24 protein-coding genes are annotated in these 26,449 nt (G+C 69.4%); 9 read left to right on the forward strand and 15 right to left on the reverse strand.

All coding sequences use genetic code 11. From position 1 onward, the window contains the following. Positions 1-86 precede the first annotated feature (86 nt). Positions 87-1,007, reverse strand: coding sequence for a ribonuclease HI family protein (locus tag FSW06_RS00395; RefSeq protein ID WP_010119355.1), 921 nt, complete (start codon positions 1,005-1,007; stop codon positions 87-89). Further along, positions 985-3,525, reverse strand: coding sequence for an excinuclease ABC subunit UvrA (locus FSW06_RS00400; RefSeq protein WP_040429944.1), 2,541 nt, complete (start codon positions 3,523-3,525; stop codon positions 985-987). The genes FSW06_RS00395 and FSW06_RS00400 overlap by 23 nt, the downstream gene beginning before the upstream one ends. 313 nt (positions 3,526-3,838) lie before the next feature. Between FSW06_RS00400 and FSW06_RS00405 the strand changes: the two genes are divergently transcribed. Then, positions 3,839-4,129: a hypothetical protein gene (locus FSW06_RS00405; RefSeq protein WP_139024402.1), complete on the forward strand. Its 291-nt coding sequence runs from the start codon at positions 3,839-3,841 to the stop codon at positions 4,127-4,129. A gap of 109 nt (positions 4,130-4,238) precedes the next feature. On the opposite strand, the gene FSW06_RS00410 is transcribed toward FSW06_RS00405, so the two are convergent. Both FSW06_RS00410 and glpX read right to left on the reverse strand, forming a co-directional pair. Next, positions 4,239-5,636: a class II fumarate hydratase gene (locus FSW06_RS00410; RefSeq protein WP_010119349.1), complete on the reverse strand. Its 1,398-nt coding sequence runs from the start codon at positions 5,634-5,636 to the stop codon at positions 4,239-4,241. A gap of 158 nt (positions 5,637-5,794) precedes the next feature. Next, on the reverse strand, positions 5,795-6,814 hold the full coding sequence (gene glpX, locus FSW06_RS00415; protein ID WP_010119347.1) for a class II fructose-bisphosphatase: 1,020 nt from the start codon (positions 6,812-6,814) through the stop codon (positions 5,795-5,797). A 138-nt stretch (positions 6,815-6,952) separates the two neighbouring features. Here glpX and FSW06_RS00420 point away from each other — a divergent pair, with 138 nt between their 5' ends. Continuing rightward, positions 6,953-7,543, forward strand: a complete 591-nt coding sequence (locus tag FSW06_RS00420; protein WP_010119345.1) for a DUF4245 domain-containing protein — start codon at positions 6,953-6,955, stop codon at positions 7,541-7,543. Here the strand turns inward: FSW06_RS00420 and FSW06_RS00425 are convergent, their stop codons facing one another. Both FSW06_RS00425 and xseA read right to left on the reverse strand, forming a co-directional pair. Beyond that, a complete protein-coding gene (locus FSW06_RS00425; RefSeq protein WP_010119344.1) occupies positions 7,544-7,816 on the reverse strand; it encodes an exodeoxyribonuclease VII small subunit in 273 nt (90 codons plus the stop codon). Then, positions 7,809-9,170: an exodeoxyribonuclease VII large subunit gene (gene xseA, locus FSW06_RS00430; RefSeq protein WP_050801935.1), complete on the reverse strand. Its 1,362-nt coding sequence runs from the start codon at positions 9,168-9,170 to the stop codon at positions 7,809-7,811. The genes FSW06_RS00425 and xseA overlap by 8 nt, the downstream gene beginning before the upstream one ends. A gap of 26 nt (positions 9,171-9,196) precedes the next feature. Here xseA and FSW06_RS00435 point away from each other — a divergent pair, with 26 nt between their 5' ends. Further along, positions 9,197-10,246, forward strand: a complete 1,050-nt coding sequence (locus tag FSW06_RS00435; protein WP_040429943.1) for a 4-hydroxy-3-methylbut-2-enyl diphosphate reductase — start codon at positions 9,197-9,199, stop codon at positions 10,244-10,246. On the opposite strand, the gene FSW06_RS00440 is transcribed toward FSW06_RS00435, so the two are convergent. The 4 genes from FSW06_RS00440 to FSW06_RS00455 form a co-directional block, all read right to left on the reverse strand. Next, entirely contained in the window at positions 10,207-11,046 is an 840-nt protein-coding gene (locus FSW06_RS00440) for a DUF6542 domain-containing protein (RefSeq protein ID WP_010119339.1), read from the reverse strand. The two genes, FSW06_RS00435 and FSW06_RS00440, sit on opposite strands and share 40 nt — an antisense overlap. A 25-nt stretch (positions 11,047-11,071) precedes the next feature. Then, positions 11,072-12,703 carry an AI-2E family transporter gene (locus FSW06_RS00445; RefSeq protein WP_029449067.1) on the reverse strand — a complete coding sequence of 544 codons (1,632 nt, stop codon included), beginning with the start codon at positions 12,701-12,703 and terminating at the stop codon, positions 11,072-11,074. Positions 12,704-12,782: 79 nt separating this feature from the next. After that, the gene (gene metS, locus FSW06_RS00450) at positions 12,783-12,947 is read right to left on the reverse strand and encodes a methionine/alanine import NSS transporter subunit MetS (RefSeq protein WP_010119335.1); all 165 of its coding nucleotides are present in this window, start codon (positions 12,945-12,947) and stop codon (positions 12,783-12,785) included. Beyond that, positions 12,944-14,611, reverse strand: coding sequence for a sodium-dependent transporter (locus FSW06_RS00455; RefSeq protein ID WP_010119332.1), 1,668 nt, complete (start codon positions 14,609-14,611; stop codon positions 12,944-12,946). Before FSW06_RS00455 ends, metS begins: the two co-directional genes overlap by 4 nt. Positions 14,612-14,812: 201 nt before the next feature. On the opposite strand from FSW06_RS00455, the gene ychF reads away from it, so the two are divergent. The 5 genes from ychF (at position 14,813) to FSW06_RS00480 (ending at position 19,886) form a co-directional block, all read left to right on the forward strand. Next, complete coding sequence (gene ychF, locus FSW06_RS00460) at positions 14,813-15,898, forward strand: redox-regulated ATPase YchF (protein ID WP_010119330.1); 1,086 nt, start codon at positions 14,813-14,815, stop codon at positions 15,896-15,898. A gap of 40 nt (positions 15,899-15,938) precedes the next feature. Next, on the forward strand, positions 15,939-16,256 hold the full coding sequence (locus FSW06_RS00465; protein WP_010119328.1) for a YchJ family protein: 318 nt from the start codon (positions 15,939-15,941) through the stop codon (positions 16,254-16,256). Positions 16,257-16,553: 297 nt separating this feature from the next. Further along, the gene (locus tag FSW06_RS00470; protein ID WP_010119327.1) at positions 16,554-17,177 is read left to right on the forward strand and encodes a DUF1269 domain-containing protein; all 624 of its coding nucleotides are present in this window, start codon (positions 16,554-16,556) and stop codon (positions 17,175-17,177) included. A 73-nt stretch (positions 17,178-17,250) separates the two neighbouring features. Continuing rightward, on the forward strand, positions 17,251-19,017 hold the full coding sequence (locus tag FSW06_RS00475; RefSeq protein WP_040429942.1) for a SulP family inorganic anion transporter: 1,767 nt from the start codon (positions 17,251-17,253) through the stop codon (positions 19,015-19,017). An 11-nt stretch (positions 19,018-19,028) separates the two neighbouring features. After that, a complete protein-coding gene (locus FSW06_RS00480) occupies positions 19,029-19,886 on the forward strand; it encodes an endonuclease/exonuclease/phosphatase family protein (RefSeq protein ID WP_010119325.1) in 858 nt (285 codons plus the stop codon). Positions 19,887-19,900: 14 nt separating this feature from the next. On the opposite strand, the gene FSW06_RS00485 is transcribed toward FSW06_RS00480, so the two are convergent. The 5 genes from FSW06_RS00485 to FSW06_RS00505 are packed head-to-tail and all read right to left on the reverse strand — an operon-like array spanning position 19,901 to position 24,899. Then, entirely contained in the window at positions 19,901-20,845 is a 945-nt protein-coding gene (locus tag FSW06_RS00485) for a DUF808 domain-containing protein (protein ID WP_010119324.1), read from the reverse strand. Between the two features lie 39 nt (positions 20,846-20,884). Further along, complete coding sequence (locus FSW06_RS00490; RefSeq protein ID WP_010119323.1) at positions 20,885-21,778, reverse strand: patatin-like phospholipase family protein; 894 nt, start codon at positions 21,776-21,778, stop codon at positions 20,885-20,887. Further along, positions 21,771-22,481, reverse strand: a complete 711-nt coding sequence (locus tag FSW06_RS00495; RefSeq protein WP_010119322.1) for an SDR family oxidoreductase — start codon at positions 22,479-22,481, stop codon at positions 21,771-21,773. Before FSW06_RS00495 ends, FSW06_RS00490 begins: the two co-directional genes overlap by 8 nt. A gap of 10 nt (positions 22,482-22,491) precedes the next feature. Then, positions 22,492-24,261, reverse strand: coding sequence for a hypothetical protein (locus FSW06_RS00500; protein WP_010119321.1), 1,770 nt, complete (start codon positions 24,259-24,261; stop codon positions 22,492-22,494). After that, on the reverse strand, positions 24,258-24,899 hold the full coding sequence (locus FSW06_RS00505; RefSeq protein WP_010119319.1) for a DUF4232 domain-containing protein: 642 nt from the start codon (positions 24,897-24,899) through the stop codon (positions 24,258-24,260). The genes FSW06_RS00500 and FSW06_RS00505 overlap by 4 nt, the downstream gene beginning before the upstream one ends. 170 nt (positions 24,900-25,069) lie before the next feature. Here FSW06_RS00505 and FSW06_RS00510 point away from each other — a divergent pair, with 170 nt between their 5' ends. Continuing rightward, entirely contained in the window at positions 25,070-26,239 is a 1,170-nt protein-coding gene (locus tag FSW06_RS00510; protein WP_010119317.1) for an acyl-CoA dehydrogenase family protein, read from the forward strand. The last annotated feature ends 210 nt before the right edge of the window (positions 26,240-26,449 follow it).

Genomic DNA, 26,449 nt, shown 5'->3' on the forward strand with positions numbered 1-26,449 from the left:
ACGCAATGCAAAATTGCCACCGGTCGACCCGCGGACGGGGGAGCCCCCTTGCGCCGGACGCCGGTGACGGCTAATCCGTCGGCCGGTCACTGTTCGGGAGTTGCCTGGTGGTGGCGCAGTAACCAGGATTCACCGTCGCGGACCCACAGGGAGGACCGGTGAACGGTCCCGCTCGCCCCCGAAGTGGTGTAGGTGAGCAGAATCACAGCCGGGGCGATCCGCTCCGCGGTGATGTCGGCGGCGCAGACCTGGTCGACGGCATCGAATCCGACCAGCGGGGACAGGGTGTCGAGGACCTCGTCCCGGGTGTATCGGCGTCCGGACGCGCCGGTCTCCGTCATCTCCGGGTGGAGCAGCCGGCCGGCGAGGTCCCGGTCGCCGCGGACGGCATCGGAGAGCAGGGCGAGTTCCCGGGCGACGACGTCATCTGTGTCACTGCCCACCTCACTGCCTGTGTCACTGTCGGCGACCCCGCCCGCGGCCGGCGCGGCGGGAGCGACGGCGGGGGAGGACGCCGCGGCGGCCCCCGCACCGGCACCGCTGAACCCCGGGCCCTCCTGCGGCGCCTGCTTCTTCTGGAACGCGGTGGCCGCAGCGTTCGCCCGGCGGTCGGCCGCTTCATTCATCGCATGGCCGGCATGCCCCTTCACCCACTCGAACTGCACCCGCCGGCCCTGCAGGGCAGCATCGAGGGCCTTCATGAGTTCGACATTGAGCACCGGCTTGCCGTCGCGCTTCTTCCAGCCCTTCCGCTTCCAGCCGGCCATCCACTTCGTCACCGAGTTGATGACGTACTGGGAGTCGCAGAGGACGAGCAGCTCCTCGTCGGCCAGGCCGGCGTCCGCGGTGGACTCCAGCAGGTCGAGCACCGCCTTGAGTTCCCCCATGTTGTTCGTGCCGTGCGGCCAGCCCCCGGCCCGCCAGGTGTCGTCGTCGATGTACCAGGCCCACCCGGCGGGGCCGGGGTTGCCGAGAGCGGATCCGTCAGCGGCTGCGGTGATTGTCATGCGACTCACCGTACAGGTGGGCCCGGAGGTACCGTCCGGTGACCGAGTCCGGGTCCGCGGCGACCTCCTCCGGGGTGCCGGTGGCCACGATCCTGCCGCCGTCCGCGCCACCGCCCGGGCCCATGTCGACGATGTGGTCGGCATTGGCGACCATGTCGAGATCGTGCTCGATGACGATGACCGTCGCGCCCCGGTCGCACAGCCGCTGGAGAACCTGCAGCAGGGTACGCACGTCGAGCGGATGCAGGCCGACGCTCGGCTCGTCGAGGACGAACACCGCGTCCGACTGGTCCCGGTGCAGTTCATTGACCAGTTTCAGCCGCTGCGCCTCGCCACCGGACAGTTCCGGTGTCGCCTCCCCCAGGGTGAGATAGCCGAGTCCGAGGTCCGCGAAGGCGGCGAGACGACGGTGGGCCCTGCGCAGTCCCGCCACCGCGGTGAGCGCCTCGTCGACCGTCATGGTGAGCAGCTCCGGCAGACTCACCCCGTTGCGGCGGTAGCGTGCGGCGGCCGGGGCATAGCGGGTGCCGTGGCAGTCCGGGCAGGGGATGTCGATGTCCGGCAGGAACTGCACGTCGAGTGAGATCCGGCCGGTGCCCTCACAGCGGGGGCAGGCCAGCGAGTGCTTCCGGGACCCCGTGTTGTAGGAGAAATCGCTCGCGGTGAGCCCGTCGGCCTTCGCCTCCGGCAGCCGGGCGTAGGCGGCACGGAGATCATCCATGACACCGGAGTAGGTCGCGACCGTCGAGCGGACGTTGATGCCGATCGGCGTGGCGTCCACCACATGCACCCGCGTCCCGGCCGGGGCGTCCAGTGCGGTGACATGGTCGACCGACTCCCCGCGCAACGCGGGCACCAGGGATTCGAGGACCAGCGTGGTCTTCCCGGACCCGGACATGCCGGTCACCGCGGTCAGCCGGCCGAGCGGGAACTCGACGCTCAACGGATGGACGGTGTGCACCGCCGTGGTCGACAACCGGAGCCGACCCCGGGAGAAGACCTCCCCGGCGGCCCCGCGCGGCCGCACCACGACGTCCTCGGCACCGGTGAGGAACCCCGCCAACCTGGAGGCGCCGGACGCCACGAGATCGTCGACGGTCCCGGAGGCGATGACCGTCCCGCCGTCGGCGCCGGAGGCCGGCCCGATCTCGACGAGATGGTCGGCGCGGCGCAGGACCTGGACGTCATGGTCGACGAAGACGACGGAGTTCCCGTCGGCGAGCAGGTCGACCATCACCCCGAGCAGACCCTCGACATTCGCCGGGTGCAGCCCGATCGACGGTTCGTCGAGGACGTAGAGCACCCCGGTCGTGCGGTTGCGGACCGCGCGGGCGAGCTGGACGCGCTGGCGTTCCCCGGTCGACAGGGTCGATCCCGCCCGGTCCAGGGAGAGGTAGCCCAGACCGAGTTCGGTGAGCCGGCGTGCCATGGACTGCAGCGTGTCGACCAGCCGCCCGGCCATCGGACGCATCTCCTCCGGCAGGGCGTCCGCCACACCGTCCGACCACCGCAGGACGTCGTGCAGCGGCATCGCCGTGACCTCCGCGAGATTCCGGGACCCGTCCGCCGTGGCGATCTGCGGGGTGCGGGCCGCCGCTGACAGGCGCGTCCCGCCACAGTCCGGACAGGTCCCCGTGGACAGGAACCGGTCCACCCGGGCGAGCCGCTTGCCGGACTCGTCCGCCCCGGCCCGCTCCAGCTCCTTCAGCACGGTCAACCGCGCGTTGCGGAAGGTGAAGTCGAGATCGTGGACACCTTTCACCGAGGTCACGGTGATGTGCTTCTTCTCCTCGGGACCGTCCAGCACGATCTGCCGTTCCGCCGCCGTCAGATCCCGCCACGGCACACCGGTACGGACCCCGAACTCGCGGGCGATGGCGGGCTGGACATTGAATCCGAACATGTTCCAGGGTGCCACGGCACCGTCATCCAGGGACTTCGACGGGTCGGGGACCAGGGTGGCGTCATCGACGGTCCGGACCGACCCGGTGCCGCCGCACCGTGGGCAGGCGCCGGCGGAGTTGAAGGCCAGCGCCTCCGCGCCGGGCGCGTGGACCTCGGCCCCGCATTGCGGGCAGAGCAGGGGAGTTTCCGCGGCGACGGCCAGCGAGGGCGGGACGCGGTGGCCGTTCGGGCAGCGGTGGGAACTCAGCCGCGAGAACATCAGACGCAGGACGTTGAGCAGTTCGGTCGACGTGCCGAAGGTGGAGCGGACACCCGGGACACCGGGCCGCTGGCGCAGGGCGAGGGCCGCGGGCACGTGTTCGACGGCGTCCACGTCGGCGCGGGCCGACTGTGCCATCCTGCGGCGGGTGTAGGTCGACAGTGCCTCGATGTAGCGGCGGGAACCCTCCGCGTAGAGGACGCCGAGGGCGAGGGAGGACTTGCCCGACCCGGACACCCCGGCGATGCCCACCAGCTTGTTGAGGGGGATGTCGACGTCGACGTCCTTCAGGTTGTTCACCCGGGCACCGCGGACGCTGATGTGGTCGGGGAGCGGGGGTCGGGAAGTGTGCATGGTCCCCAGGGTAGGTGCGCCGGACGCGGTGGCGCCGGGCTCCCGGTTCCGGCGAGGGGGTGATTCAGGTGCTGTATTGTCCGGGGAAACAAGGTGGCTGCCGGAGGGGCGGTCGGGGAAGAACGGAGTGGGATCTGCCGTGGATGATCAGTGGGGACGACCGGGGCCACCGCAGGGACAGGGCCATGTGCCGGGACAGGGCCAGGGCCCTCTCCGGCCGTACCCGGGACCGGGGCCGGCCGGTCCTGCCCCGGTCGCACCGGAGTGGGGGCCACCCCTGCTGGCACCGGCGGGGCCGGACCCGGCGGTGCTGGTGCTCCGGATTCTGGCGACCGTGTTCTCGGTCCTGGGGGTCGCCGTCGGCGGGTTCATGTCCCTGATGCTGCTGGGACTGTCCGCGATGTGCACCGACGACGGGGACGGCGGCGACTGCGCCGGCTGGGTGGCGACGGCGTTCATCCCGGTCTGCGTGGCGCTCGTGTCCCTGATCTGTGCCGTCGTCGCCTGGCTCGTGAAGAAGCGGCCGCTGGCGATCGGCTTCTCCGTGGCGTCCCTGGTCGGCGCTGTCGCCGTGGTCGGCGTCCTCAGCCTCATCTTCCTGTAGCGGGACGGCAGACGCCCGGGAACATGGTCACGGAGACCACGTTCCCGGGTGTCTGTCCCGCCACGGGGTGTGCCCGGGGGCCACCGTGGTGGTCCGGGCGGACCGACGACTAGTCGCGGTCGGTGTTGGCCATGGCCAGCACATCGAGGCGCTTGTCCAGCTCTTCCTCGGACAGCTTCTCCGGGACGAAGCCCAGGTCGATGACGGTCTGGCGGATGGTCTTGCCCTCCTTCAGCGCGGTCTTCGCGACCTTCGCGGCGGCCTCGTAGCCGATCGCGGAGTTCAGCGGGGTGACGATCGAGGGGGAGGACTCGGCCAGGGTCCGCATGCGGTTCTCGTCGGGGACGATGCCGTCGACGAGACGGGTGGCGAAGACGCGGGCGGTGTTGGCCAGCAGCTTGGCGGACTCGAGGACGTTGCGCGCCATCATCGGGATGAAGACGTTGAGCTCGAAGTGGCCCTGGGCGCCACCGAAGGTGATGGCGGCGTCGTTGCCGATGACCTGGGCGGCGACCTGGGTGGCGGTCTCGCACAGCACCGGGTTGACCTTGCCCGGCATGATGGAGGAGCCCGGCTGGAGGTCCGGCAGGTGGATCTCGCCGAGGCCGGTCAGCGGGCCGGAACCCATGAGACGGATGTCGTTGGCGATCTTGTTCAGCGACACGGCGATGGTGCGCATCGCACCGGAGAACTCGACGAGACCGTCGCGGGCGGCCTGGGCCTCGAAGTGGTTCTTCGCCTCCTTCAGCTGCTCGACGCCGGTGAGCTTCTTGAGCTCCTCGGTGACCTTCGCACCGAAGTCGGCGGAGGTGTTCAGGCCGGTGCCGGTGGCGGTGCCGCCGATGGCGAGCTCACCGAGGCGGGGCAGGGTGGCCTCGATGCGCTCGATGCCGGCCTCGATCTGGCGGGCGTAGCCGCCGAACTCCTGGCCGAGGGTGACCGGCACGGCGTCCATGAGGTGGGTACGGCCGGACTTGACGATGTGCTCCCACTCGGCGGACTTCGCGGCGAGCGAGTCCTTGAGCTGCGACAGGGCCGGGATGAGGTCGGTGACGGCGGCCTCGGTGGCGGCGACGTGGGTGGCGGTCGGGAACGTGTCGTTCGACGACTGGCCCATGTTGACGTCGTCGTTCGGGTGGATCTCCACACCGTTCTGCTTCGCCAGCGAGGCGATGACCTCGTTGGTGTTCATGTTGGAGGAGGTGCCGGACCCGGTCTGGAAGACGTCGATCGGGAACTCGTCGTTGTAGGTGCCCGCGGCGATCTCCTTGGCGGCCGCGATGATGGCATCGGCCTTCTCGGCGGAGAGTGCGCCGGAGTCCTTGTTGACCTGGGCGCAGGCGGCCTTCAGCAGGCCCATGGCGCGGATCTGGGTGGCCTCCAGGGGGCGGTCGGAGATCGGGAAGTTCTCCACGGCACGCTGGGTCTGGGCACGCCACAGGGCGTTGACCGGGACCTTGACCTCGCCCATCGTGTCGTGCTCGATGCGGAATTCCTGCTCGCTCATGTGTCCTGTCATGTCCTTTACTTGATGATGTGACGGAGACCATTGTGGCGCACCGCCGGTGAGGGTCGCACCGCGCACCCCGCTTCAGGGGTGAGGTGAACCTGTACTACTGGTGGCCGCGGTGGGGGCGTCCCCACCGCGGCCGGGTCGGACGACGGTTACACGTAGTCCTGGACCTCGTAGGCCCGCAGCTTCTCCAGCTGGTGGAGGGCCTCGACGCGACGGACCGTGCCGGACCGCGAGCGCATGACCAGCGAGTGGGTGCTGGCGCCGTTCTTCCGGTAGGCGACACCGCGCAGCAGGTCACCGTTGGTCACGCCGGTGGCGACGAAGTAGCAGTTGTCGGACTTGACCAGGTCGGCGGTGGTGAGCACCGTGTCCAGGTCGAGGCCGGCGTCGAGCGCCTTCTGCCGCTCGGCGTCGTCCTTCGGGGCGAGGATGCCCTGGATCTCGCCGCCCATGCACTTCATGGCGCAGGCGGTGATGATGCCCTCCGGCGTGCCGCCGGTACCCATCATGATGTCGACGGAGCTCGAGGATTCCGCGGCGTGCACGGCGCCGGCGACGTCGCCGTCACCGATGAGCCGGACCTTGGCGCCGGCGGCGCGGATCTCGGAGATGAGCTGCTCGTGGCGCGGCCGGTCGAGCACGACGACGGTGACGTCGTTGGGGTGGACGCCCTTGGCCTTGGCGACCGCGTCGACGTTGTAGGCGACCGGGGCGGAGATGTCGATGACGCCGGCGGCCTCCGGGCCGACGGCGATCTTCTTCATGTAGAACACCGCGGAGGGGTCGTACATGGTGCCGCGCTCGGCGGCGGCCAGCACCGAGATGGCGTTCGGACGCCCCTGGGACATCAGGGTGGTGCCGTCGACCGGGTCGACGGCGATGTCGATGGCGGCACCTTCGCCGGTACCGACGTGCTCGCCGTTGAACAGCATCGGGGCTTCGTCCTTCTCGCCCTCGCCGATGACGACGACGCCGTCCATCTGGACCGTGTTGATCATGGTGCGCATCGCGTCCACGGCGGCACCGTCGCCCTCGTTCTTCATCCCGCGGCCGACCCACTTACCGGATGCCAGGGCGGCGGCTTCCGTGACGCGGACGAGCTCCATCGCCAGGTTCCGGTCCGGCTCCTTGAGGGGAACTTCAGTGGGGAGGCTGGATTCTGCCGCCATGACTACCATCTTTCTTCGATACTGTCGGGAAATATTCCGTACGGTCCTATTGTTCCACGTTCCCCGTCGGCCGTGTGATACAGGTCGGCTCCACCTCCGTTATGAGGGGTCCGGGGGAGGTCTGACATAATCGGGCGGGTGAAGATCGCGAAGCCGAAACTGTTCAGCAACACCCGGGACCTCATCATCTCGCTGGCGGTCCTGGCGGTGGTGATGGTCATCTCCGTCGGCTTCACCGGGCTGTGCAGTTTCAACCCCGGCCCGGCCGACAGGGAGGGGGCGGTCCAGGAGGTCGACATCGAGACGATCCTGAAGACCGACGCGCAGGGTCTCTCGGTCCCGGTACGGCTCCCGGCCCTGCCCGACAACTGGGTGCCGAACTCCGGGCGCCGCGTGACCGTCGACCGACAGCCGTCCTCGGTGGCCGGCTGGGTCATCGACGGGAAGGAGTTCATCTCCCTGACCCAGACGGACGCCGCGACGGACAGGGCCGTGGACGCGATGGACGAGAAGGACGACGGCATCCGCGAGGAGACCGGGGAACACGTGACCCCGGCCACGGCGTCCTCGACGGGGAAGGACGTCACCTGGCAGATCTGGACGGGCGACGACGCCCGCCCGCTGTGGGTCGCCGACACCGGGGACGCCCGGCTGCTGCTCACCGGGACCGCGGGGGACGACCAGTTCGCCACCCTGGCGGACGCCGTGGTGAAGGCTCAGCCGCTGTAACTACGCCTGTCCCTGTTCCGGACCCTGTTCCCGGCCCTGTCCCTCGCCGTCACGACGGGCGAGAGCCTCCTCGACCTTCTTCGAGGCACCGTCGAGGTAGCGGCCGCAGTATGCGGCGAGTTCCTCACCACGCTCCCAGTAGCGCAGGGACTCGTCGAGGCTCATCTGGCCGAGTTCGAGGATCTTCACGACCTCGACGAGTTCGTCGCGGGCCTGCTCGTAGCTGAGATCGTCGAGGGGGCGGAAGGTCTGCTGCTGTGTCGGTTCAGTCATCGGTGTCTCCGGAGGTGGTGGGGTCGGTCGGTTCAGATGCAGGTTCAGGTGAAGATTCGGATGCAGTTTCGGGTTCGGTGGCCGGTGCCGTCGGCGTGACGCCCAGTGCCGCCGCGGTGATGCTGCCGTCGAGGACGCGGATGCGCAGCTGGGAGCCCGGGTGGACGGCGTCGACGGTCGTCACGACCTCGGCCGGGCTGTGGTCCTGCGGGACGACCTGCACGACCGCATAGCCGCGGCGCAACGTCTGGGAGGGCCCCAGGGCACTGACCCGGGCGCTCAGTGACTCGATCTGCTGGCGGGCGGAGCGTACGAGCACGCCCAGTGCGCGGTCATTACGGGTGCGTGCCTCAGTGATGATGTCCTGCTGCCGGCTGATCGGCAGCATCGGATCGGCGAGGACCGGACGGGAACGGACGTTGGCCAGCCCGCGACGTTCATTGGCGACCCAGGACCGCAGGGCGGCCGCCGCCCGCGACCGCAGTTCGTCGATGAGGGCGCGTTCGGTGGCGACATCCGGGACGACCCGCTTCGCGGCGTCCGTGGGGGTCGCGGCCCGCAGGTCGGCGACGTTGTCGAGGACGGGCGTGTCCGGTTCGTGCCCGATGGCGCTGACGACCGGTGTCGTCATCGTGCTGACGTGCCGGACGAGTGTCTCCTCGGAAAACGGCAGCAGGTCCTCCACCGAGCCGCCGCCGCGCGCGACGATGATGACGTCGACCCGCGGGTCTGCCTCCAGCTGGTCGAGGGCGGCGATGACCTGCGGGACGGCCTGGGCACCCTGGACGGCGGTGTTGACGACCTCGAACTCGACCGCGGGCCACCGGTCCCGGGCGACCGAGAGGACGTCGCGTTCGGCGGCGGACCCCCGACCGGTGATCAGCCCGATGCGGTGGGGCAGGAACGGCAGCGGTCGCTTCAGCCTGACGTCGAACAGACCCTCGGCGGCCATGGCCCGTTTGAGCTGTTCGATCCGGGCGAGCAGTTCGCCGACCCCCATGTGCTGGATCCGGGAGACCCACAGGGAGAACTTCCCGCGACCCATGTAGTACGCGGGTTTGCCGAAGACGATGACCCGGTCACCGTTCTTCAGCGGGGTGGGCATCGACTGGAGGGTCCGGGTGGCGCAGGTCAGCTCGATGGACTGCTCGACCGAGACATCACGCAGCGTGATGTAGGACAGCTTCCACGACGGCTTCATGTTGACCTGGGTGACCTGGCCTTCGACCCAGAGGTGGCCCAGCCGCTCGATCCAGCCCTTGACCTTCTCGTTGACCACGTGGACCGGCCACGGGCTCTCCGCCGACGTGGGTCCCCCCGTCTCTCCGGCCTGGTGCGGTACGGATTGTGACATGACTGAGAGTGTAGTGGTTCGTTAGTATGGGCGGTATGACTGAGCCTGTGGCAGCCGGAGCTGCGACGCCCGCACCGGCGACACCCGGGACGGGGCGGAAGGTGTACCTGGCCGCACCGCGGGGGTACTGCGCCGGGGTCGACCGCGCCGTCGACACCGTCAGCAGGGCCCTCGACCTGCACGGCGCCCCGCTGTACGTGCGTAAGGAGATCGTCCACAACCGGTATGTCGTGGAGACCTTCGAGAAGCGCGGCGTGATCTTCGTCGACGAGACCGACGACGTCCCGGAGGGCGCGAACGTCGTCTTCTCCGCCCACGGGGTCTCACCCGCGGTCCGGGAGCGGGCGAGGAGCCTGGACCTGCGCACCTTCGACGCGACCTGCCCGCTGGTCACCAAGGTCCACAACGAGGTCCGCCGGTTCGTGAAGCAGGGCTACCAGATCGTGCTCATCGGTCACCACGGCCACGAGGAGGTCGAGGGCACAGCCGGCGAGGCACCGGACGCCGTCCACCTGGTCGACGGTGCCGCCGACGTCGATGCCCTGTCGTTCGACCGGGACACGAAACTCGTGTGGCTGTCACAGACCACATTGAGCGTCGACGAGACGGTGCAGACCGTCCGGCTGCTGCAGGAACGGTTCCCGTGGATCGAGACCCCGCCGAGCGACGACATCTGCTACGCCACCCAGAACCGTCAGATCGCCGTCAAGGCGATCGCCCCGCAGGTGGACCTCATGATCGTCGTCGGCAGTGCGAACTCGTCGAACTCGAAGCGGCTCGTCGAGGTCGCGCTGCAGCACGGGGCGGGGGACGCCCACCTCGTGGACTTCGCCGCACAACTTGACCTCGCCTGGTTCGACGGGGTGCAGGCAGTGGGGGTGACGTCCGGAGCCTCGGTACCGGAGATCCTCGTCGAGGGTGTCCTGGACACCCTGGCGGACCTGGGATTCTCGGACACCGACGAGATCACCACGGCCACCGAGACGACGACATTCGCGTTGCCCCGGGAGCTGCGTCCGCACCGCCCGGCGGCGGATCAGTCGTCGAGGTCGAGGGGACGGTCGGCCGCCCGGTAACGGCGGGGACGGCGCTCCGGCGCCGGCTGGTCGCTGTGCCGGTTCCGGCGGCGCTCACTGGCGGCCCGCAGCTCGGCGGCGGACCGGGTACGGCTCTCCCCGGCAGTCGGGGGTGTGGCGGGGGAGGGGGTGCTCTCCTCCTCGTCGAGCGAGTGGCGGGACCGCACGGACGGGCGCTCGGGTGCCGCGGCCGGACCGGCTGCGGGGCTGGCGGGGGTCGCCGCCGTGGTCGGACTCTTGGTCGGACTCGTGGTCTTACTCCTGGCAGGGGCCGTGGCCGACGGTCGGGGACCGGCGGGCCGTTCGACGGTGCGGGCGCGGGTGGCGACGCGACGGTTGTCGGAATCCGCCTCCTGCAGTCGACGGCGGCGGGCGCGGGCGGCACGGCGGGTACGTTCGCGCGCCGCGGCGTCCAGCCGGTAGCGGAGCAGGGCGACGACGAGGCACACCACGAACGTGGCCAGGAGCCACATATAGTGCTGGACCGCCGGGTAGGCGGCGGTGATGACCTGTGTCTTCCTGCTGCCGGAGGAGTCGGCGCCGATCATGCCGACCGCGCCTATCCCGCAGAACCAGTACACCGGGATCAGCGAGACGGTGAGGAACATGCCGCGCAGTTCGACCAGTGCGGTGCAGACCAGGCAGGCGACAGCGAACAGGACCGCGTACGGGGTTCCCGCATCGCCGAGGACCAGTCCGGTGAAGAACACGGCCAGCATGATGAGCACGGGCGCCCACGTGGGGATGAAACCCCGCCGGTTCTGGGGAACGGGCTCGGGGGAGCTGGTGTCAGTGGTCACGGCTGGCGATGTTACCGGATCTGCCTCAGTGGTCCGAGGAGCGACCGGCCGCGCCGGTCCCACTGTCTCGTGTGTCACTCTCTGAGTCGGCTGTGCCGGCTGTGCCGGCTGTGCCGGCTGTGCTGTCGGTACCGTCGCCGGGCAGGAGCGGGGCGAGCAGACGGGAGAAACCCCGGTCGCCGTCGCGGGACTCCCGCCAGCGGCGCCAGCGCTGTGCCGCGCGCTCGCTGGACGCCCCGGACATGGCCCCGGATTCCGTGGCGAAGTCGATCTCCGCCGCCGTCTTCTCCCCGGTCGACAGGTCGGTGAGGTCGCCGATGTACCGCAGGACCTCGGTGATCATCGCCGCGACCGGCACCGCGAGGAACGCGCCGATGATGCCCCACAGGCCACCACCGACGGTCACCGAGAGCAGGACGACGACCGGGTGCAGCTTCATGGCGCGGGACTGCAGCAGCGGCGAGAGGATGTTGCCCTCGAGCTGCTGCACCGCCAGGACGATCGCGAGGACGATGAGCGCGGTGGTGAAACCGTTGGCCACCAGGGCGACGAGGACCGCGAGTGCACCGGCGGTGAAGGCACCGACGATGGGGATGAACCCGCCGAAGAACGTGATGATCGCCAACGGGCCGGCCAGCGGGACACCGAGGATCACCAGGCCGAGGCCGATGAAGAAGGCGTCGATGAAACTGACGATGGCCTGGGTGCGGATGAACCCGCCGAGGGTGTTCCAGCAGCGCGTGGCGGCCTCGGTGATGTGCCAGCCGACGCGGCGTCCGGTCACGCGCCGGACCATCGGCAGGAACTTCTCGCCGTCCTTGAGGAAGAAGAACGTGAGGACCAGCACGACGAACAGGGTGACGACGGCGGAGGTGACCGCGGAGACCCCGGAGATGGCGGTCTCGGTGATCTTGTCGGTCTGGTTCTGGACCCAGTTGGTCGCCTGGTCGATGGCGTTGTCGATCTGGTCGCTCTGCAGGTTCAGCGGCGGACCGGCGAACCAGTCCTGGATCTGCTGGACGCCCTGGGAGCCCTTGTCCACCAGATCCTCGGCCTGGTCGACGACGCTCGGTGCGATGGCGGCGATGATGCCGACGAAGGCGGCGAAGAACACCAGGATGGAGCAGAGGACGGCGATCGCGTTGGGGATGTGCCACCGGCGGAGCAGCCGGACCAGGGGCCACAGCACCGTGCAGACGATGATCGACAGGATGATCGGCAGGATGCCGGACCAGATCTTCGCCGAACCGATCCACAGGACGGTGGCGGCGGCGGCGATGACGAGGAAGCGCAGGCACCAGCCGGAGAACCAGCGCAGTGAGGTGCCGATGACCTCGGAGCGGTCCCTGATCTCCTCGGCATGGTCGGGGATGCCGTTGTCGTCGGCGTCGCCGCCGGTGACCTCGGAGACATCGGGGAGGAGGCGGGGATCGGCGTCCCCGGGGCCCTCCGGATCGGTGTCCAGCAGGGAGGACTGCTCGCCGGGCAGGGGCATGGTGGCTTCGGGGTCGAGGCGTCCGGTGCCCAGGAGGAAGTCGGCGAAGTCGCGTCCGCCGTTGCCGTCCCGCGGGTCGGTCGGGTCCGTGCCGTCGCCGGCATCGTCACGGCCGTCGTCACCGGGGTCGTTCGCTGCGGTGTTTCGGGGGTCATCGGTCACGTGCCCATTGTGCACGACGGCGCGCCTCCGGGGGAGCCGACGCTCCCGGCGGACCGGTCAGGGACCGGTCAGTGGCCGGTCAGCGGCCGCGGACGATGAGGTCGGCGTCGGTCGTCCCGGGCAGGGTACCGAGGTCGCCTTCCTCCTCGTCGACCTTGCCGCGCAGCGACAGTGCGGCGAGCACGAGGCCGCCCCAGATGACGACGATGAACAGGATGAGCATGACGACAGCTCCACCGGTCATGACAGATCACCTTCCTTGCTTGTTGCGGTGCCGGCAGCCCCGGCAGCTCCGGCCTTGCCGGCCTGGACGAGGAACCGGTTGGGTGCCTTGGCGTCCCGCGTACCGACGGGGACACCGAAATCGGAACCGGGGACGCCGTCGAGGACGGTGACCAGGTTCTTGTGCTTCATGAAGGCCAGTGCGACGGCCGCCAGTGCGATGATGATGAGCACCATCCAGCCCCAGGTGAAGACCTGGCCGGCGGTGTACTCCTCGTAGCCGTCGGAGATCAGGTTGAAGACCTCCTTGACCAGCGTGTAGATCAGCACGATCGGGGTGATCACGAAGGCGCAGAGCTTCCAGATCGGGCCCACCTTGAACGAGGAGACCGCGTTGAGGTGGCGCTGCATCTCCGCGGACCGGCGCAGGACGTAGGCGATGGTGACGGTGGCGACGATGGCGCAGAACACGATGCCGAGGTTGTTGGTGAACTTGTCCACGATGTCCACCGACATCAGGCCGGTGGAGGTGGAGAAGACCACGCAGGACACGATCGCCATCGGCACGCCGACGAGGACCGCGGAACGGCGACGGGTGATACCCACCTTGTCGGCGACGGCCGAGACGACGACCTCGATGATGGAGATCAGGGACGTCAGGCCGGCGATGAACAGGCTGCCGAAGAACAGGACGCCGAACAGCCCGCCGGCGGGCATCTCGTTGATGATCGCCGGGAAGGCCATGAACGACAGGCCGATGCCCGAGTCGGCGACCTCGTCGACCGGGACGTTCTGCTGGACGGCCATGAAACCGAGGGCGGCGAAGACGCCGATTCCGGCGAGCACCTCGAAGGCCGAGTTCGCGAAGCCGGTGACCAGGCCGGTGGCGGTGAGGTTCGTCCGCGGCTTGAGGTAGGAGGCGTAGGTGATCATGATGCCGAAGCCGATGGACAGCGAGAAGAAGATCTGGCCGTAGGCGGCGATCCACACGCTCGAGTCGGTCAGTGCGGACCAGTCGGGGGAGAACAGGGCGTCCAGACCGGTGCCGGCGCCGTCGAGGAACAGGGCACGGATGACCATGATCGTGAACAGGATGACGAGGACCGGGATGAAGACCATCGTCATCCGGCCGATGCCGACGGAGACGTCGAAGATCAGGGTGAGGATCGTGATGATCCAGACGATGACCATGACGATGAGGATCGGCCAGACGATGTTGCCGGAGAACAGGCTGTCACCGCCGGCCTGGTCGGCCTGCAGGAAGTCGTTCTGGAAGTAGGACGTCGGGTCGTCACCCCAGCCCTTGTTGATCGACTTGAAGACGTAGATCCCGGCCCAGGCGAGGATGACCGCGTAATAGAGGCCGATGAATGCGGCGACGCCGGTCTGCAGCCAGCCGATGATCTCGGCCTTCGGGTGGAGACGGCGGAAGACCATCGGGGCGGAACCGCGGAAGCGGTGGCCGAGGCCGAAGAACAGCCACAGCAGCGGGATGCCGGCGGTCAGCAGTGCGAAGAGGTACGGGATGAGGAAGGCGCCGCCGCCGGACTCGTAGGCGACGTAGGGGAAACGCCAGATGTTGCCGAGGCCGACGGCGGAGCCGATGGCCGCGAACATGAAGAGCATCCGCGAGTTGAATGTGTCGCGGGTGACCTTCTCCTCCTGTTCGGGTGTGGGTGAGGACATGTCTCCGGGAGCCTCCTGGGTTCGCTGGTGGGACGGGGATATCACTATGTGGAACACCAGAGTAGGGCACAGGGAACTGGCAGGAAAGACGGAGGTCCCCGACAGCAGGGGCGACCGGGGGTGGGGCGGAGCTCCGCCGGCGGTCCGGCCGGACACGGCCACCGTGCCGGAACCCTGTCGTCACCGGTTAGGATGGACGCCGTGTCTCTTACTCTCGGTATCGTCGGACTCCCCAATGTCGGCAAGTCCACGCTGTTCAATGCTCTGACCCGTAACGACGTGCTCGCCGCGAACTACCCCTTCGCGACCATCGAGCCGAACGAGGGGATGGTGGAACTGCCGGACAAGCGACTCGACCGTCTCGCCGAGATCTACAACTCCGAACGCATCCTCCCGGCCACGGTAACCTTCGTGGACATCGCCGGCATCGTCAAGGGCGCCTCCGAAGGCGAGGGCATGGGCAACGCCTTCCTCGCCAACATCCGTGAGGCGGACGCGGTCTGCCAGGTCGTCCGCGCCTTCGCCAACGACGACGTCATCCACGTCGACGGCCGGGTCGATCCCGCCGCCGACATCTCCGTCATCGAGACCGAGCTCATCCTCGCCGACCTGCAGACCATCGAGAAAGCCCTGCCGCGGCTGCAGAAGGAGGGCCGCAAGGACCGGGACAAGGCCGACGAGGCCGTCGCCGCCGAGAAGGCGCAGAAGATCCTCGAGGACGGCCGGACGCTGTACTCGGCGTCCGTCTCCGGCGAATTCGACACCTCGAGCGTCTACGACCTGCACCTCATGACGGCCAAGCCGTTCCTGTACGTCTTCAACTCCGACGAGGCCGTCCTCACCGACGAGGCCCGCAAGGCCGAGCTCCGCGAGCTCGTCGCCCCGGCCGACTGCGTGTTCCTGGACGCCGAGACCGAGTCCGAACTGCTCGAACTCGACGATGACGAGGCCGCGGAACTGCTCGCCTCCGTCGGCCAGGACGAGCCGGGTCTGGCGACGCTGGCCCGGGCAGGTTTCGAGACCCTGGGGCTGCAGACCTACCTCACCGCCGGCCCGAAGGAGGCGCGCGCCTGGACGATCCCGAAGGGTGCGACCGCCCCGCAGGCCGCCGGCGTGATCCACTCCGACTTCGAGCGCGGTTTCATCAAGGCCGAGATCGTCAGCTTCGACGACCTCGACAAGTACGGCTCCATCGCGGAGGCCCGTACCCACGGCAAGGTCCGCCAGGAGGGCAAGGACTACGTCATGCAGGACGGCGACGTGGTCGAGTTCAAGTTCAACGTGTAGGCCGCGCGAAGACACGGGCCGGCACAGGAGGGGAGGCACGGTGGAGGAGCCCACGACCGCCGAGGATCTGATGCGCTCGCGATTCCGGGCGTTCAAGGACGCGGACGCCGCCTGGCTGCTGCGCACCTGGCATCCCTCGACCAGGCCGGCCAGCCTCGATCTGACCGATAATCCTGTCTGGCGGGGGCTGCAGATTGTGGACACCGTCGCCGGCGGCGTGGACGACGACGAGGGGATCGTGGAGTTCCGGGCGACCTACCGGGAGCCCGGCGGGGGAGTAGGCGTCCAGCACGAGCGGTCCCGGTTCGTGAGGGAGGACGGCCGCTGGTTCTACGTCGACGGGGACGTCCGGGACTGAGCTCCACCCCGGCCGTCCCCACCCCGGCCGTCCCCTCGGGCGGCCGTTCGCGCACGGTCTCCCCGAGATCGTCACCGAATTCACCGGAGCCGGCGCACGGCGTCCCGATTCGGTGACGAAGTCGGGGAGAAGGGGATGGTCGGGGAGAGGCCGGGAAGGTCGGGGCAGGGGAGAGACGGCGCGGGGGTGGCCCGGTGAGTCGGACGCCACAGGTCGCGGCCGGGGTCGCGGAAGCACGGCTACTGTGGGTCGCGGACCCGCCGTCCCGCGGGAATGAGACCCAGGAAAGGACTCCCCATGACCGACTACGTCGCCGTCGCCACCTTCCCCGACAACGCCACCGCCTACCAGGCATTCTCCGCACTGAAGAACTCGCCGGTCAGCGCCGCGGTCGACACCGGCGCCATCGTCGAACGCGATGAGCACGGCAACGTCACCGTCCCCGAGGGCTACAACGCCGACTTCGGCGCGGGAATCGGGACCGGATCCCTCATCGGCATCCTCGTCGGCGTGCTCGGTGGCCCGCTGGGCATGCTGCTCGGCTGGGGCCTCGGCGCCTCCATCGGCGCCCTGTCGGACGCCGACCGTGCCGACACCCGGAGTTCCGCTCTGCTCGAGTTCAGCCGCCTCGTCCCGACCGGCCGCAACGCGCTCGTCCTGCAGACCGACGAGGCGGACACGCAGGCCCTCGACGACTTCGTCGCCCACTACAACGGGGAGATCGTCCGCCGGCCGCTCGACGAGGTCCTCGCCGAGATCGAGACCGCCGAGCAGGCGTCCCGGCAGGCCAGCGCGGCCGCCGAGGAGGCGCTGAAACTGCAGAAGAAGGCCGACCGCGAGCAGGCCTGGGACGACCGGAAGACGGAACTGCGGCAGAAGCGCCAGGAGCGGATCAACAGGATCCGGCAGGCCTTCGCCTGAGCCGCCCTTTTCCGGGGCACTCCCGGCGGGCCGGGAGGGACACAGTCGGCAGCAGGTGGGGGATACTCGGACCATGACATGTCGTGCGGTGCTCAGACGGTGTTTCCCCGGTCCTGCCTCGGCCGGCTCCTACCGTCTGTCCTGGCTCCGTGACGATCTCGTCGCGGGGCTCGTACTCACCGCACTGCTGATTCCCGCGGGGCTCGGTTATGCGGAGGTCGCTGGTCTTCCGCCGGTGACCGGCCTGTACGCCACGATCGCCCCGCTGCTCGTCTACGCGCTGATCGGACCGTCGCGGGTGCTCATCCTCGGGCCGGATTCCTCACTGGCCCCGATCATCGCCGCCGCCGTCGTCCCGATGGCGGTCGCCGGTCCGGACCGGGTCGCACTCGCAGGGGTCCTCGCCCTCGAGGTGGGGGCTGTACTCCTGGTCGCCGCAGTGCTGCATCTGGGGGCACTGACCCGGCTGCTCGCGAAGCCGATCCGTATCGGGTACCTCAACGGTGTCGCGCTCGTCGTGGTGGTCGGTCAGCTGCCGGGACTGTTCGGCCTCGACGTCGGCGGGGATTCGTTGTCCGGACAACTCACCGCTGCGGTGCGGGGGATCGTCGACGGGGACGCGGTGCCGCGGGCGGCGGTCCTGGGCCTCGGGTCTCTCGCCCTTATTCTCGCGTGCCGGGCCGTCAGTCGACGTATCCCCGGGGTGCTCGTCGCCGTCGTCGTCGCCACGGTCACGGTCGCGGTGTGCGGGTGGCGCGGGGATGTACCGGTGGTGGGGGCGATGCCACGGGGCCTGCCGGAGATCTCGTTCGGGTCGGTCTCCCCGGAGGAGGCCTTCGCCCTCCTCGTGCCCGCCACCGGCATCGCGCTCATCGCTTTCGCCGATACGGGGGTGTTGTCCAGTGCCTTCGCGGCCCGTGACGGTCGCCACGTCGACAGCAACCATGAGATGGCGGCACTCGGTGGTGCGAACATCGCCGCCGGGCTCTTCGGCGGGTTCCCGGTCTCCGCGTCCAGCTCCCGGACACCGGTCGCGGCCGAGGCCGGGGCCAGGACCCAGCTCACGGCGGTCATCGGCGCCCTGCTGGTTCTCACCGCGCTCCTGCTGATACCGGGGATCACCACGGACCTGCCCTCGGCTGCACTGTCGGCGGTTGTCATCACCGCGGCACTGTCGTTGGTCGATGTGTCGGCGGTCGTGTCCCTGTTCACCATCGACCGCGTCGAGGGGGCGATCTGTCTGGCCGCCACCGCCGGGGTGGCGGTACTGGGCGTGCTGGAGGGTATCGCGGTGGCGGTGGTGCTGGCACTGGTCACCTTCATCAACGCGTTCTCCCGCCCCTACCGGACGCAGCTGGGCAAGGTGCCGGGACTGCCGGGCTACCACGACATGACCCGCTACCCGCAGGCGGAACCTGTCACCGGCACGGTACTGCTGCGTTTCGACGCCCCGTTGTTCTTCGGCAACGGCGCCGCGTTCGACGAGTGGGCGCGGGGCACGGTGGATTCGGCCCTGGCGCAGGGGAGGGACATCCACACGGTGGTCTTGGCCAGTGAACCGGTCACCCGGCTGGATTCCAGTGCGATCGATGAGCTGGTGGAGTTCGACGACTACCTGCATTCCCGGGGAATCACGCTGTATTTCGCGGAGATGAAGGATCCGGTCCGCGAACAGCTCGGACGCTACCGGCTGCGGATCGGGCAGCGGCCCCGGTTCCCTGCTGACCGGTTTGCGCCGACCCTGGAGACGATCGTGGGGCGGCTCGAGGACACCGGAGATGATCCGCCCCCGCCCGGCGGAAACGACGGGATCCCACCGTCGGGGACCGCCCTGCAGTAACGTGGACGGTAATGAAGCTGATCAGCTACAACCTGCACAACAACAATGCGGCCGGGGACCTGGCGTCCCTGGTCTCCCGGCATGACCCCGACGTGCTCTGCGTGCAGGAGGCGGACACCGACCTGCTCCCACGCCGTATCGGTGATCTGGAACTGGTGCAGTCGACCGCCGAGAACCGGCAGGGTCTGGCCGTCTACCTGCGCGCCAGCCGCCTCGACCCGACCTCGACACTGCTGGTGCCGCTGGAGAAGTCGATCCACGACCGGGTGATGAAGCCCGCTCAGGAACGGATGGTCACCGTCCTCGCGCACGACGCGAAACATGACCGGGACGTCCTGCTCTCCTCGTTCCACGCCGCACCGCTGACCGCATCGAACTCACTGCGCCGCCAGCAGATCAGCACCGCCTTCGAAGCACTGCAGGAACTCGGTGCGGGGGTGCCCTCGGTGATGGTTGGTGACTTCAACTACCCGCTGTTCCAGTCCCGGCTGCAGCGCCATGTCGGGATGTTCGGCTACGACGTCGCACGCTCGGGGACGAGCACGTACCGCCGCTACGGGGTGCTGCGCGGGAACTACGATTTCGCCCTGTCCCGCGGGTTCGCCGCCTCGCAGGTCGAGTCGCTGCCGCAGCAGGGGTCCGACCACCTGCCCATTCTGGTGCACGCCTCGCTCGACCCGGTGCCGGAACTGCTGGTGCCGGGGGCGGCTGTCCCGCCGTCCTCCGCGCTGCCGACCCGCCCGTGGGTGCGGTCGAGCACCTCGGTCGGGACGTGGCGTCCGCTCCGGCGGCCGGGGCGCACCGGCCGGAACAGGACGCCGCGGGCCGGCGCCCGGCGGAAGCAGGACCGGCACCTCCTGCTGCCCTGACCGGAGAGTCCGGCTCAGCGGCGCAGCCGGCCGACCATGGTGACCACCACCAGGACCACGGTGCCGAGGACCACGCCGACGACCGCGGAGCAGGCGGTCTCGACGATCCAGGCGACGGCGTCCCCGCCGCCGACCGTCTCCTGCAGATGGTGGACGACCTCGTGCGGCAGATGCCAGCCGAGTTCGTCGACCCCGGTGACGAGGATGTGCCCGCCCACCCAGAGCATGGCCGCGGTCCCGACGACCGACAGGGTCGACAGGATCTTCGGCATGGCGCTGACGAGGAGGCCACCGAGCTTCCGGGTGGCTCCGCTGCGTCCGGCTGCGGCGAGTGCCAGTCCCACGTCATCCGTCTTCACCAGCAGACCCACCACCCCGTAGACGGCGAAGGTGATGAGGAACGCCACGACGACGAGGACCACCGCGCGTTCCAGGAAGGGCTCGTCGGCCACCTCGTTGAGTGAGAGGACCATGATCTCGGCGGAGAGGATGAGGTCGGTGGTCACCGCACCCTTGACCAGCGACTTCTCGTCGTCCGGTCCCTTGTCGACCGCGGACTCGGCGTGATCGGCATGGTCGGGGCCGTCACGCCGGTTCCGGAGTGCGGCGACGGCGTGCCAGAGTTTCTCCGCCCCCTCGAAACTCAGGTAGGTTCCGCCGACCATGAGCACCGGGGTGAGCACCCACGGTGCCAGCCAGCTGAGCAGCAGGGCGACCGGCAGGATGATGACGATCTTGTTGACCAGCGACCCCTTCGTGATCTGCCACACGATCGGCAGCTCACGGGCGGGGGTCACCCCCTGGACGAAACCGGGCGCGACCGCCGTGTCATCGACGACGACGGCCGCCGCCTTCGTCGAGGTGGTTGCCGCGGCATGGGCGACGTCGCCGGCGCTTGCCGCAGCCTTCCTCGCGATGAGGGCGACGTCGTCGAGGAGGGCGAACAGGCCTCCGGCCATGGGGAACTCCGTATTTGCGGTAGGGGCGCAGAGACACGGTCAGCCGGCGAGGAACTCCATCCACCGGTCCCATTCGTGCTGCGTCTGGACCAGACCATCGTAGTAGGCGGCCTTGAGTTTGTCCGGATTGCGTTCAGTGTTGTTGATCCGCATCTGGTCCGGGAAGAACAGGTACGCGCGGCCCTGCTTCTCCAGCTCGAGCAACCGGCGCTTCGTCCGGTTGTACCGGGTGGGCCGGGCGATGATGCGCTCGGCGACGGTCGGGTAGCGGCTCAGCAGCCGCCGGACCGCCGCAGGATGCTTGACCTCGGGACGGACATAGTCGCGCGGTCGGGTGCACAGCACGAGGAACCGCTCGAAACCGTCGGCCTCCGCGGCGTCCACCGGGATACCGCCGTTGTCGCCGAGTGCGCCGTCGACATAGGGCTCGCCGTCGACCTCGGGCATGTTCATGATCACCGGGAGGGTGGAGGACGCCCGGACCCGTTTCAACAGTGATTCCAGCGTCGTGATGTCCTCCCGGCCCCAGGTGACCGTCTCGCCGGTGAGGGCGTGCGTCGCACCGATGCGGAACGGGGTGGGGTCAGCGGTGAAGGCGTCGAAATCGAAGGGGAGGTCGTTGCCGGGCAGGCCGGCGGTCTCGTAGATGTACTCGGCGTTGAAGTAGCCGTCGCCCCGGATGAGGGACCCGACCCCGCCGGAGGCGGGGGAGGCGCTGAATTCCACGAAACTCTCCCGGGTCCGCGCCGGATCATGGGACAGGTAGTTGACCGTGTGCGACGCGCCGGCGGAGACTCCGCCGATCCAGCCGAACCGGATGTCGTGGGTCATCAGTTCGTGGACGGCGGCGGCGGTGAAACTGTTGCGGGTACCGCCGCCCTCGCACACCAGTGCCACGTCGGGGGCGGTCAGGTCCGAGAAGAGATCACTCATAGCCGGTCCCACTTCCGTCGAGGGCGGTGTCCCAGTTGATGTCGAGGTGGCGGAGCGCCTCATCGGCGGGCACGTTGCCGGCGTTGAACCGGACGGTGTGGCCCACGCACTGCGGGCAGTTCACCGCCGTCGCGATGACCTCCGCCACCGTCTCCCGGGGTACCGAGGTGCCGGCGGTCCGGCCGTCATCCTCACCGATCAGGCTGATGCAGCCGTTCCCGGGCGCGTCGGTCAGGGTGCTGGGGCCGAGGACGGTCCAGTCCAGGTCCGCCTCGCGCAGGTGGTCGTCGGCCTCCGCCTTGGCGTCCGCGTAGTAGTGGAACGGGTCGCTGTCGGGGATGCCGTGGTCGGGGTAGGAACCGCACCAGGAGACCATGATGAACCGGTGCGCGCCGACCTCCTCGGCGGCGTTGATGGTGCGGATCGCCGCATCGCGGTCGACTGCGGTGGTGCGCTCGGGGTCGCCGCCGCCGGCACCCGCCGCCCAGATGACCGTGTCATGACCGTCGAGCAGGGTACAGATGTCGTCGGTGCTCAGGGCCTCGATGTCGGCGACCCGGGCCTCCGCGCCGGTGGCGGAGACCTCGGCGGACTGGTCGGGGTCGCGGATGACGGAGGTGACCGTGTTCCCTGCGTCGACCAGCAGTGGTGCGGTGAGGAGGGCGACACGCCCGTGCCCACCGACGATGACGATGTCACTCATGGGACCCAGCCTACATACGGGGGACCGTCGACCCGACGGCTCCCGCCCCGAGGCAGAGGTGCGTACCCGGTGCCGCACCGTGGATCTCGACGAGGACGGTGCCGCCCCCGCCGTCGAGGGTGACCCACCGCTGCTCCAGGGTGGTGCCGACCGGGACGTCCACGGCACGGGAGCGCCAGGAGGCTTCGTCCTCCAGCCCGTTGGGGGTGCTGAGTGTGACGGTGACCGGCGCGGAGGCCACCGCATTGAATTCCCAGGTCCAGTCGCCGTAGGGCAGCGCCGGGAACACGTTGACCAGCTGCGGGTGGCCCACCTCGACCCTGGTCCCGCAGCCGGGCACCGGGCCGGCGTCCGAGTGCGCCCGGGGGGAGACCTCGGCCGGGACCGGGCGACCGTCCAGGCCGATGATCACCGGCCGGTCGGTGACGGTCGCCGTGCCGCCGGCCGGGGCCAGGGACCCGGCGACCCGGCTGATGCGGTTCCACGGGTGGTTCAACGGGGTGAGGATCTCCAACGGGACCGGCTGGTCGAGGAAGGGCGTCCCGTCGGCGACCGTCCGCCGCAGACCCGCGAGATAGTCGGCGGCGGGATCGTCGTGCCAGGCGTGTGTCCAGGTCGCGGTCGCCACCACCGAGGAGCAGAGGAACAGTGCGGCGGGGGCGCAACGCAGCAGGCTGCCGGGAAGTCGGACCGGTCGGGCAGGCCCCGCTGCCCCGGCCAGGCCGACGGTCACCGACAGTACCGCGACCGTCCACCAGTCGGACCAGTAGTGCAGTCCCCGCACGAGGACGTCCGAGGACCCGGATCCGCCCCGACCCACGGCCAGCAGGAGGAGAATCACCGCGAGATAGGCCAGCGGGAACAGGAACGTGGGGAGCGCGCGGCGCAGACCGGTACGCCGGACTACCACGGCCACGGCGGCCGCCACCAGCACGGCGGCGATGACCTGGAGGCCGACCGGGGTGGTGGGGAAGGGATGACTGGTGCCCCACCGCTCCCAGGTCCACGGCCCGCCCACCGCGCCGGGCAGCAGCGTGGTGCGCAGCGCATCGACGATGCCGGAGGCCACCCCGTCACCGGGCGGGGCGTCCCGGTCCGGGGGAGTGAGCCCGCCGAGCCCCAGGTAGAGCGCCGCCCACGCGACCGTCAGCAGGACCGGGGCGACCCACCGCCGCCACCGGAACTGTCCGGCCAGCACCGTGAGGACGAGCACCGCGGGCACCACGGTGAGGACCCGTTCGGTCATCAGCAGTCCGATGAGGAGCACACCGCACATCAGGGCCGACGACGCCAGGACGCCCCACCGGGACGTGCGGACCTGGATGAGGATGACCGCAGCTGCCGTCAGCTGCCAGGACAGGGCCGTCAGCGCCGCCGACCACCAGCCGGACCCGACCATGAGGAACGGGGAGAAGACCAGGGCCACCAGGGCCGTGGTCCGCAGCACCGGGCGCGCGGCGGTCGCCGGCCACACCGACAGCGTCCGCCACCACAGCAGTGCGGACAGCGCGGTGGCCACCAGAATCAGCAGGGCGGGCAGCCACCACTGCAGTGGTGCCAGGGCGTCCGCCGCGATCTGCACGGCGGCCGACCCGGGCATGAGATGTCCGTCGTAGGGCACCCACAGGCCGGACACCCGGAACCGGGCCGGGATGACCAGGTCGTCACCGTAGAAGCTCCGGTGGGCGAGCTGCCCGCCCCGGAGCACCAGAGCCAGGATCAGCAGGGCCGGTGTCAGCAGGGCCGGGACGCTCCACCGGACCGGTCGGCGGGCTGTCACGCCGGCGTGAGCGGTCCGATGTGCATGGCGACGATGTCGTCGTTGCTGCAGCCGGTCAGTCCCTGCATCGGCAGGTAGAGTGCGTCGAGCTCGTCCGGCGGGAAGATGCGCAGGCCGTCGGCGGGGGCCTCGGAGCACTGGTCACCGTAGTTCTGGACGTTCACCACCCGCAATGTCGCCGTGGCGCTCTGGCCGGGGCCGAGGGTGACCGGGTCGGCGGTGCCGGCGTCCCGGTCGGCGGGGGCGCCGACCTGTGTGCCGTTGTTCTCACCGACCATGCTGACCCCGGGGAACCCGGCGACGGTACAGGTCCGGTCCCCGGAATTCTTGAAGATCAGCGGGTGGTACACGCTGCCGGCGGCACCGTCACCGCGTCCTGCGGTGACCGTGAGCTCGGAGGTGTGGCACCGGCTGCCGTCGTCGACGGAGCCGTTGCCGTCACCGGGTGCCGGGGCATCCCCGGACGGGGGTGCGGTGGTGGGGGTCGGTCCGGTGGGGGAGGCGCCGGTGGAGGCCGCGGTCGTCTCCTGCGGGGAGCCGGACGCCGCGGTGTCGTCGTCATCGGAACCGCATGCGGCGAGGGCGAGTACGGCGGTGCACGCCAGGGCCGCTCCTGTTCTCATCGCTGTGGTGGTCATGTGTCCCAGAGTAACCGTGGCCGAAGAAACCCGGGGGCAGGGAAACCGGGGCGGGGGAACCGGGGGCGGCGGCGGCGCCGGCCGGGGGCGATTAGGCGCGGGACCGGGGTGCCCGGGATACGATGTGAACCGGTAATCATCGGCCACCCGTTGTGAGGAGTACGACACCTATGGGCTTCAACCCCGATTTCGACCTGTTCCAGCTGCCGCCGGAGTACCAGGAGCTGCGGGCCAGCATCCGGGCGCTCGCGGAGCAGGAGATCGCCCCGTACGCGGCGGAGGTCGACCGTGACGAGCGGTTCCCGGAGGAGGCGCTCACCGCTCTCAACAACAGCGGATTCAACGCCGTGCACATCCCCGACGAGTTCGGCGGACAGGGCGCGGACTCACTCGCCGCGGTCATCGTCATCGAGGAGGTCGCCCGGGTATGCGGCTCTTCCTCACTGATCCCGGCGGTGAACAAGCTCGGCACGATGGGGCTGATCCTGCAGGGTTCCGACGAGCTGAAGGCGAAGGTCCTGCCGGACATCGCCAACGGTGCGCTGGCCTCCTACGCCCTGACCGAGCGTGAGGCCGGGTCCGACGCCGGCGGCATGAAGACCAAGGCCGTCCGGGACGGTGACGAATGGGTGCTCAACGGCTCCAAGTGCTTCATCACCAACGGGTCCCGCTCCACCTGGTTCACCGTCATGGCGGTCACCGACCCCGACGCCGGTTCGCACGGCATCTCCGCCTTCATGGTCCACAAGGATGACCCGGGATTCCGGGTCGGCGGCCTGGAGCACAAGCTGGGTATCAAGGGCTCGCCGACCGCGGAGCTGTACTTCGAGGACTGCCGTATCCCCGGCGACCGCATGATCGGTGAGGAGGGGACCGGTTTCAAGACCGCCCTGCAGACCCTCGACCACACCCGTCCGACGATCGGTGCCCAGGCGCTGGGTATCGCCCAGGGTGCGTTCGACGCCGCCGTCGCCTACGTCAAGGAGCGCAAGCAGTTCGGCAAGCCGATCGCCGCGTTCCAGAACACCCAGTTCACCCTGGCCGACATGAAGATGAAGATCGACGCCGCCCGGCTCATGATCTACACCGCCGCCTCCAACGCCGAGCGCGGTGTGGCCGAGGGCGGGGCGAAGCTGGGGCTGATGGCCGCCGGGTCGAAGACCTTCGCCTCGGATATCGCGATGGAGGTCACCGTGGACGCCGTGCAGCTGCTCGGCGGTTACGGCTACACCCGCGACTTCCCGGTGGAGCGGATGATGCGTGACGCCAAGATCACCCAGATCTACGAGGGCACCAACCAGATCTGCCGCATGGTCATGGGCCGCCAGATCCTTAAGTAACGTCCTCGCGTAGCGGGGAGGCGTCCGGATCCTGTCACGGGATCCGGTCGGGGTGGTGGGGGACATGCCGCTGTGCCGGCCGATCCCTTGCCGATCCCTCAGTTCGGCCCAGCCGGCAGCGGATATGTCTGCGCGGCAGGCCAAAACGGTGTCTGAAAGGCTGTCTGACATGGTTTTGGCCTGCCGGTCAGCCGGATGGTCTGCCGGTGG

Origin of the sequence: Corynebacterium nuruki S6-4 (assembly GCF_007970465.1) — a bacterium.
GTDB classification, from domain to species: domain Bacteria; phylum Actinomycetota; class Actinomycetes; order Mycobacteriales; family Mycobacteriaceae; genus Corynebacterium; species Corynebacterium nuruki.

What these genes read in the sequence shown, in the direction of transcription:
- FSW06_RS00395 (WP_010119355.1), bottom strand. Translation starts at nt 1,007, where the DNA reads ATGACAATCACCGCAGCCGCTGACGGATCCGCTCTCGGCAACCCCGGC.
- FSW06_RS00400 (WP_040429944.1), bottom strand. Translation starts at nt 3,525, where the DNA reads ATGCACACTTCCCGACCCCCGCTCCCCGACCACATCAGCGTCCGCGGT.
- FSW06_RS00410 (WP_010119349.1), bottom strand. Translation starts at nt 5,636, where the DNA reads ATGAGCGAGCAGGAATTCCGCATCGAGCACGACACGATGGGCGAGGTC.
- glpX (WP_010119347.1), bottom strand. Translation starts at nt 6,814, where the DNA reads ATGGCGGCAGAATCCAGCCTCCCCACTGAAGTTCCCCTCAAGGAGCCG.
- FSW06_RS00425 (WP_010119344.1), bottom strand. Translation starts at nt 7,816, where the DNA reads ATGACTGAACCGACACAGCAGCAGACCTTCCGCCCCCTCGACGATCTC.
- xseA (WP_050801935.1), bottom strand. Translation starts at nt 9,170, where the DNA reads ATGTCACAATCCGTACCGCACCAGGCCGGAGAGACGGGGGGACCCACG.
- FSW06_RS00435 (WP_040429943.1), top strand. Translation starts at nt 9,197, where the DNA reads ATGGGCGGTATGACTGAGCCTGTGGCAGCCGGAGCTGCGACGCCCGCA.
- metS (WP_010119335.1), bottom strand. Translation starts at nt 12,947, where the DNA reads ATGACCGGTGGAGCTGTCGTCATGCTCATCCTGTTCATCGTCGTCATC.
- FSW06_RS00455 (WP_010119332.1), bottom strand. Translation starts at nt 14,611, where the DNA reads ATGTCCTCACCCACACCCGAACAGGAGGAGAAGGTCACCCGCGACACA.
- FSW06_RS00470 (WP_010119327.1), top strand. Translation starts at nt 16,554, where the DNA reads ATGACCGACTACGTCGCCGTCGCCACCTTCCCCGACAACGCCACCGCC.
- FSW06_RS00475 (WP_040429942.1), top strand. Translation starts at nt 17,251, where the DNA reads ATGACATGTCGTGCGGTGCTCAGACGGTGTTTCCCCGGTCCTGCCTCG.
- FSW06_RS00480 (WP_010119325.1), top strand. Translation starts at nt 19,029, where the DNA reads ATGAAGCTGATCAGCTACAACCTGCACAACAACAATGCGGCCGGGGAC.
- FSW06_RS00485 (WP_010119324.1), bottom strand. Translation starts at nt 20,845, where the DNA reads ATGGCCGGAGGCCTGTTCGCCCTCCTCGACGACGTCGCCCTCATCGCG.
- FSW06_RS00490 (WP_010119323.1), bottom strand. Translation starts at nt 21,778, where the DNA reads ATGAGTGATCTCTTCTCGGACCTGACCGCCCCCGACGTGGCACTGGTG.
- FSW06_RS00495 (WP_010119322.1), bottom strand. Translation starts at nt 22,481, where the DNA reads ATGAGTGACATCGTCATCGTCGGTGGGCACGGGCGTGTCGCCCTCCTC.
- FSW06_RS00505 (WP_010119319.1), bottom strand. Translation starts at nt 24,899, where the DNA reads ATGACCACCACAGCGATGAGAACAGGAGCGGCCCTGGCGTGCACCGCC.
- FSW06_RS00510 (WP_010119317.1), top strand. Translation starts at nt 25,070, where the DNA reads ATGGGCTTCAACCCCGATTTCGACCTGTTCCAGCTGCCGCCGGAGTAC.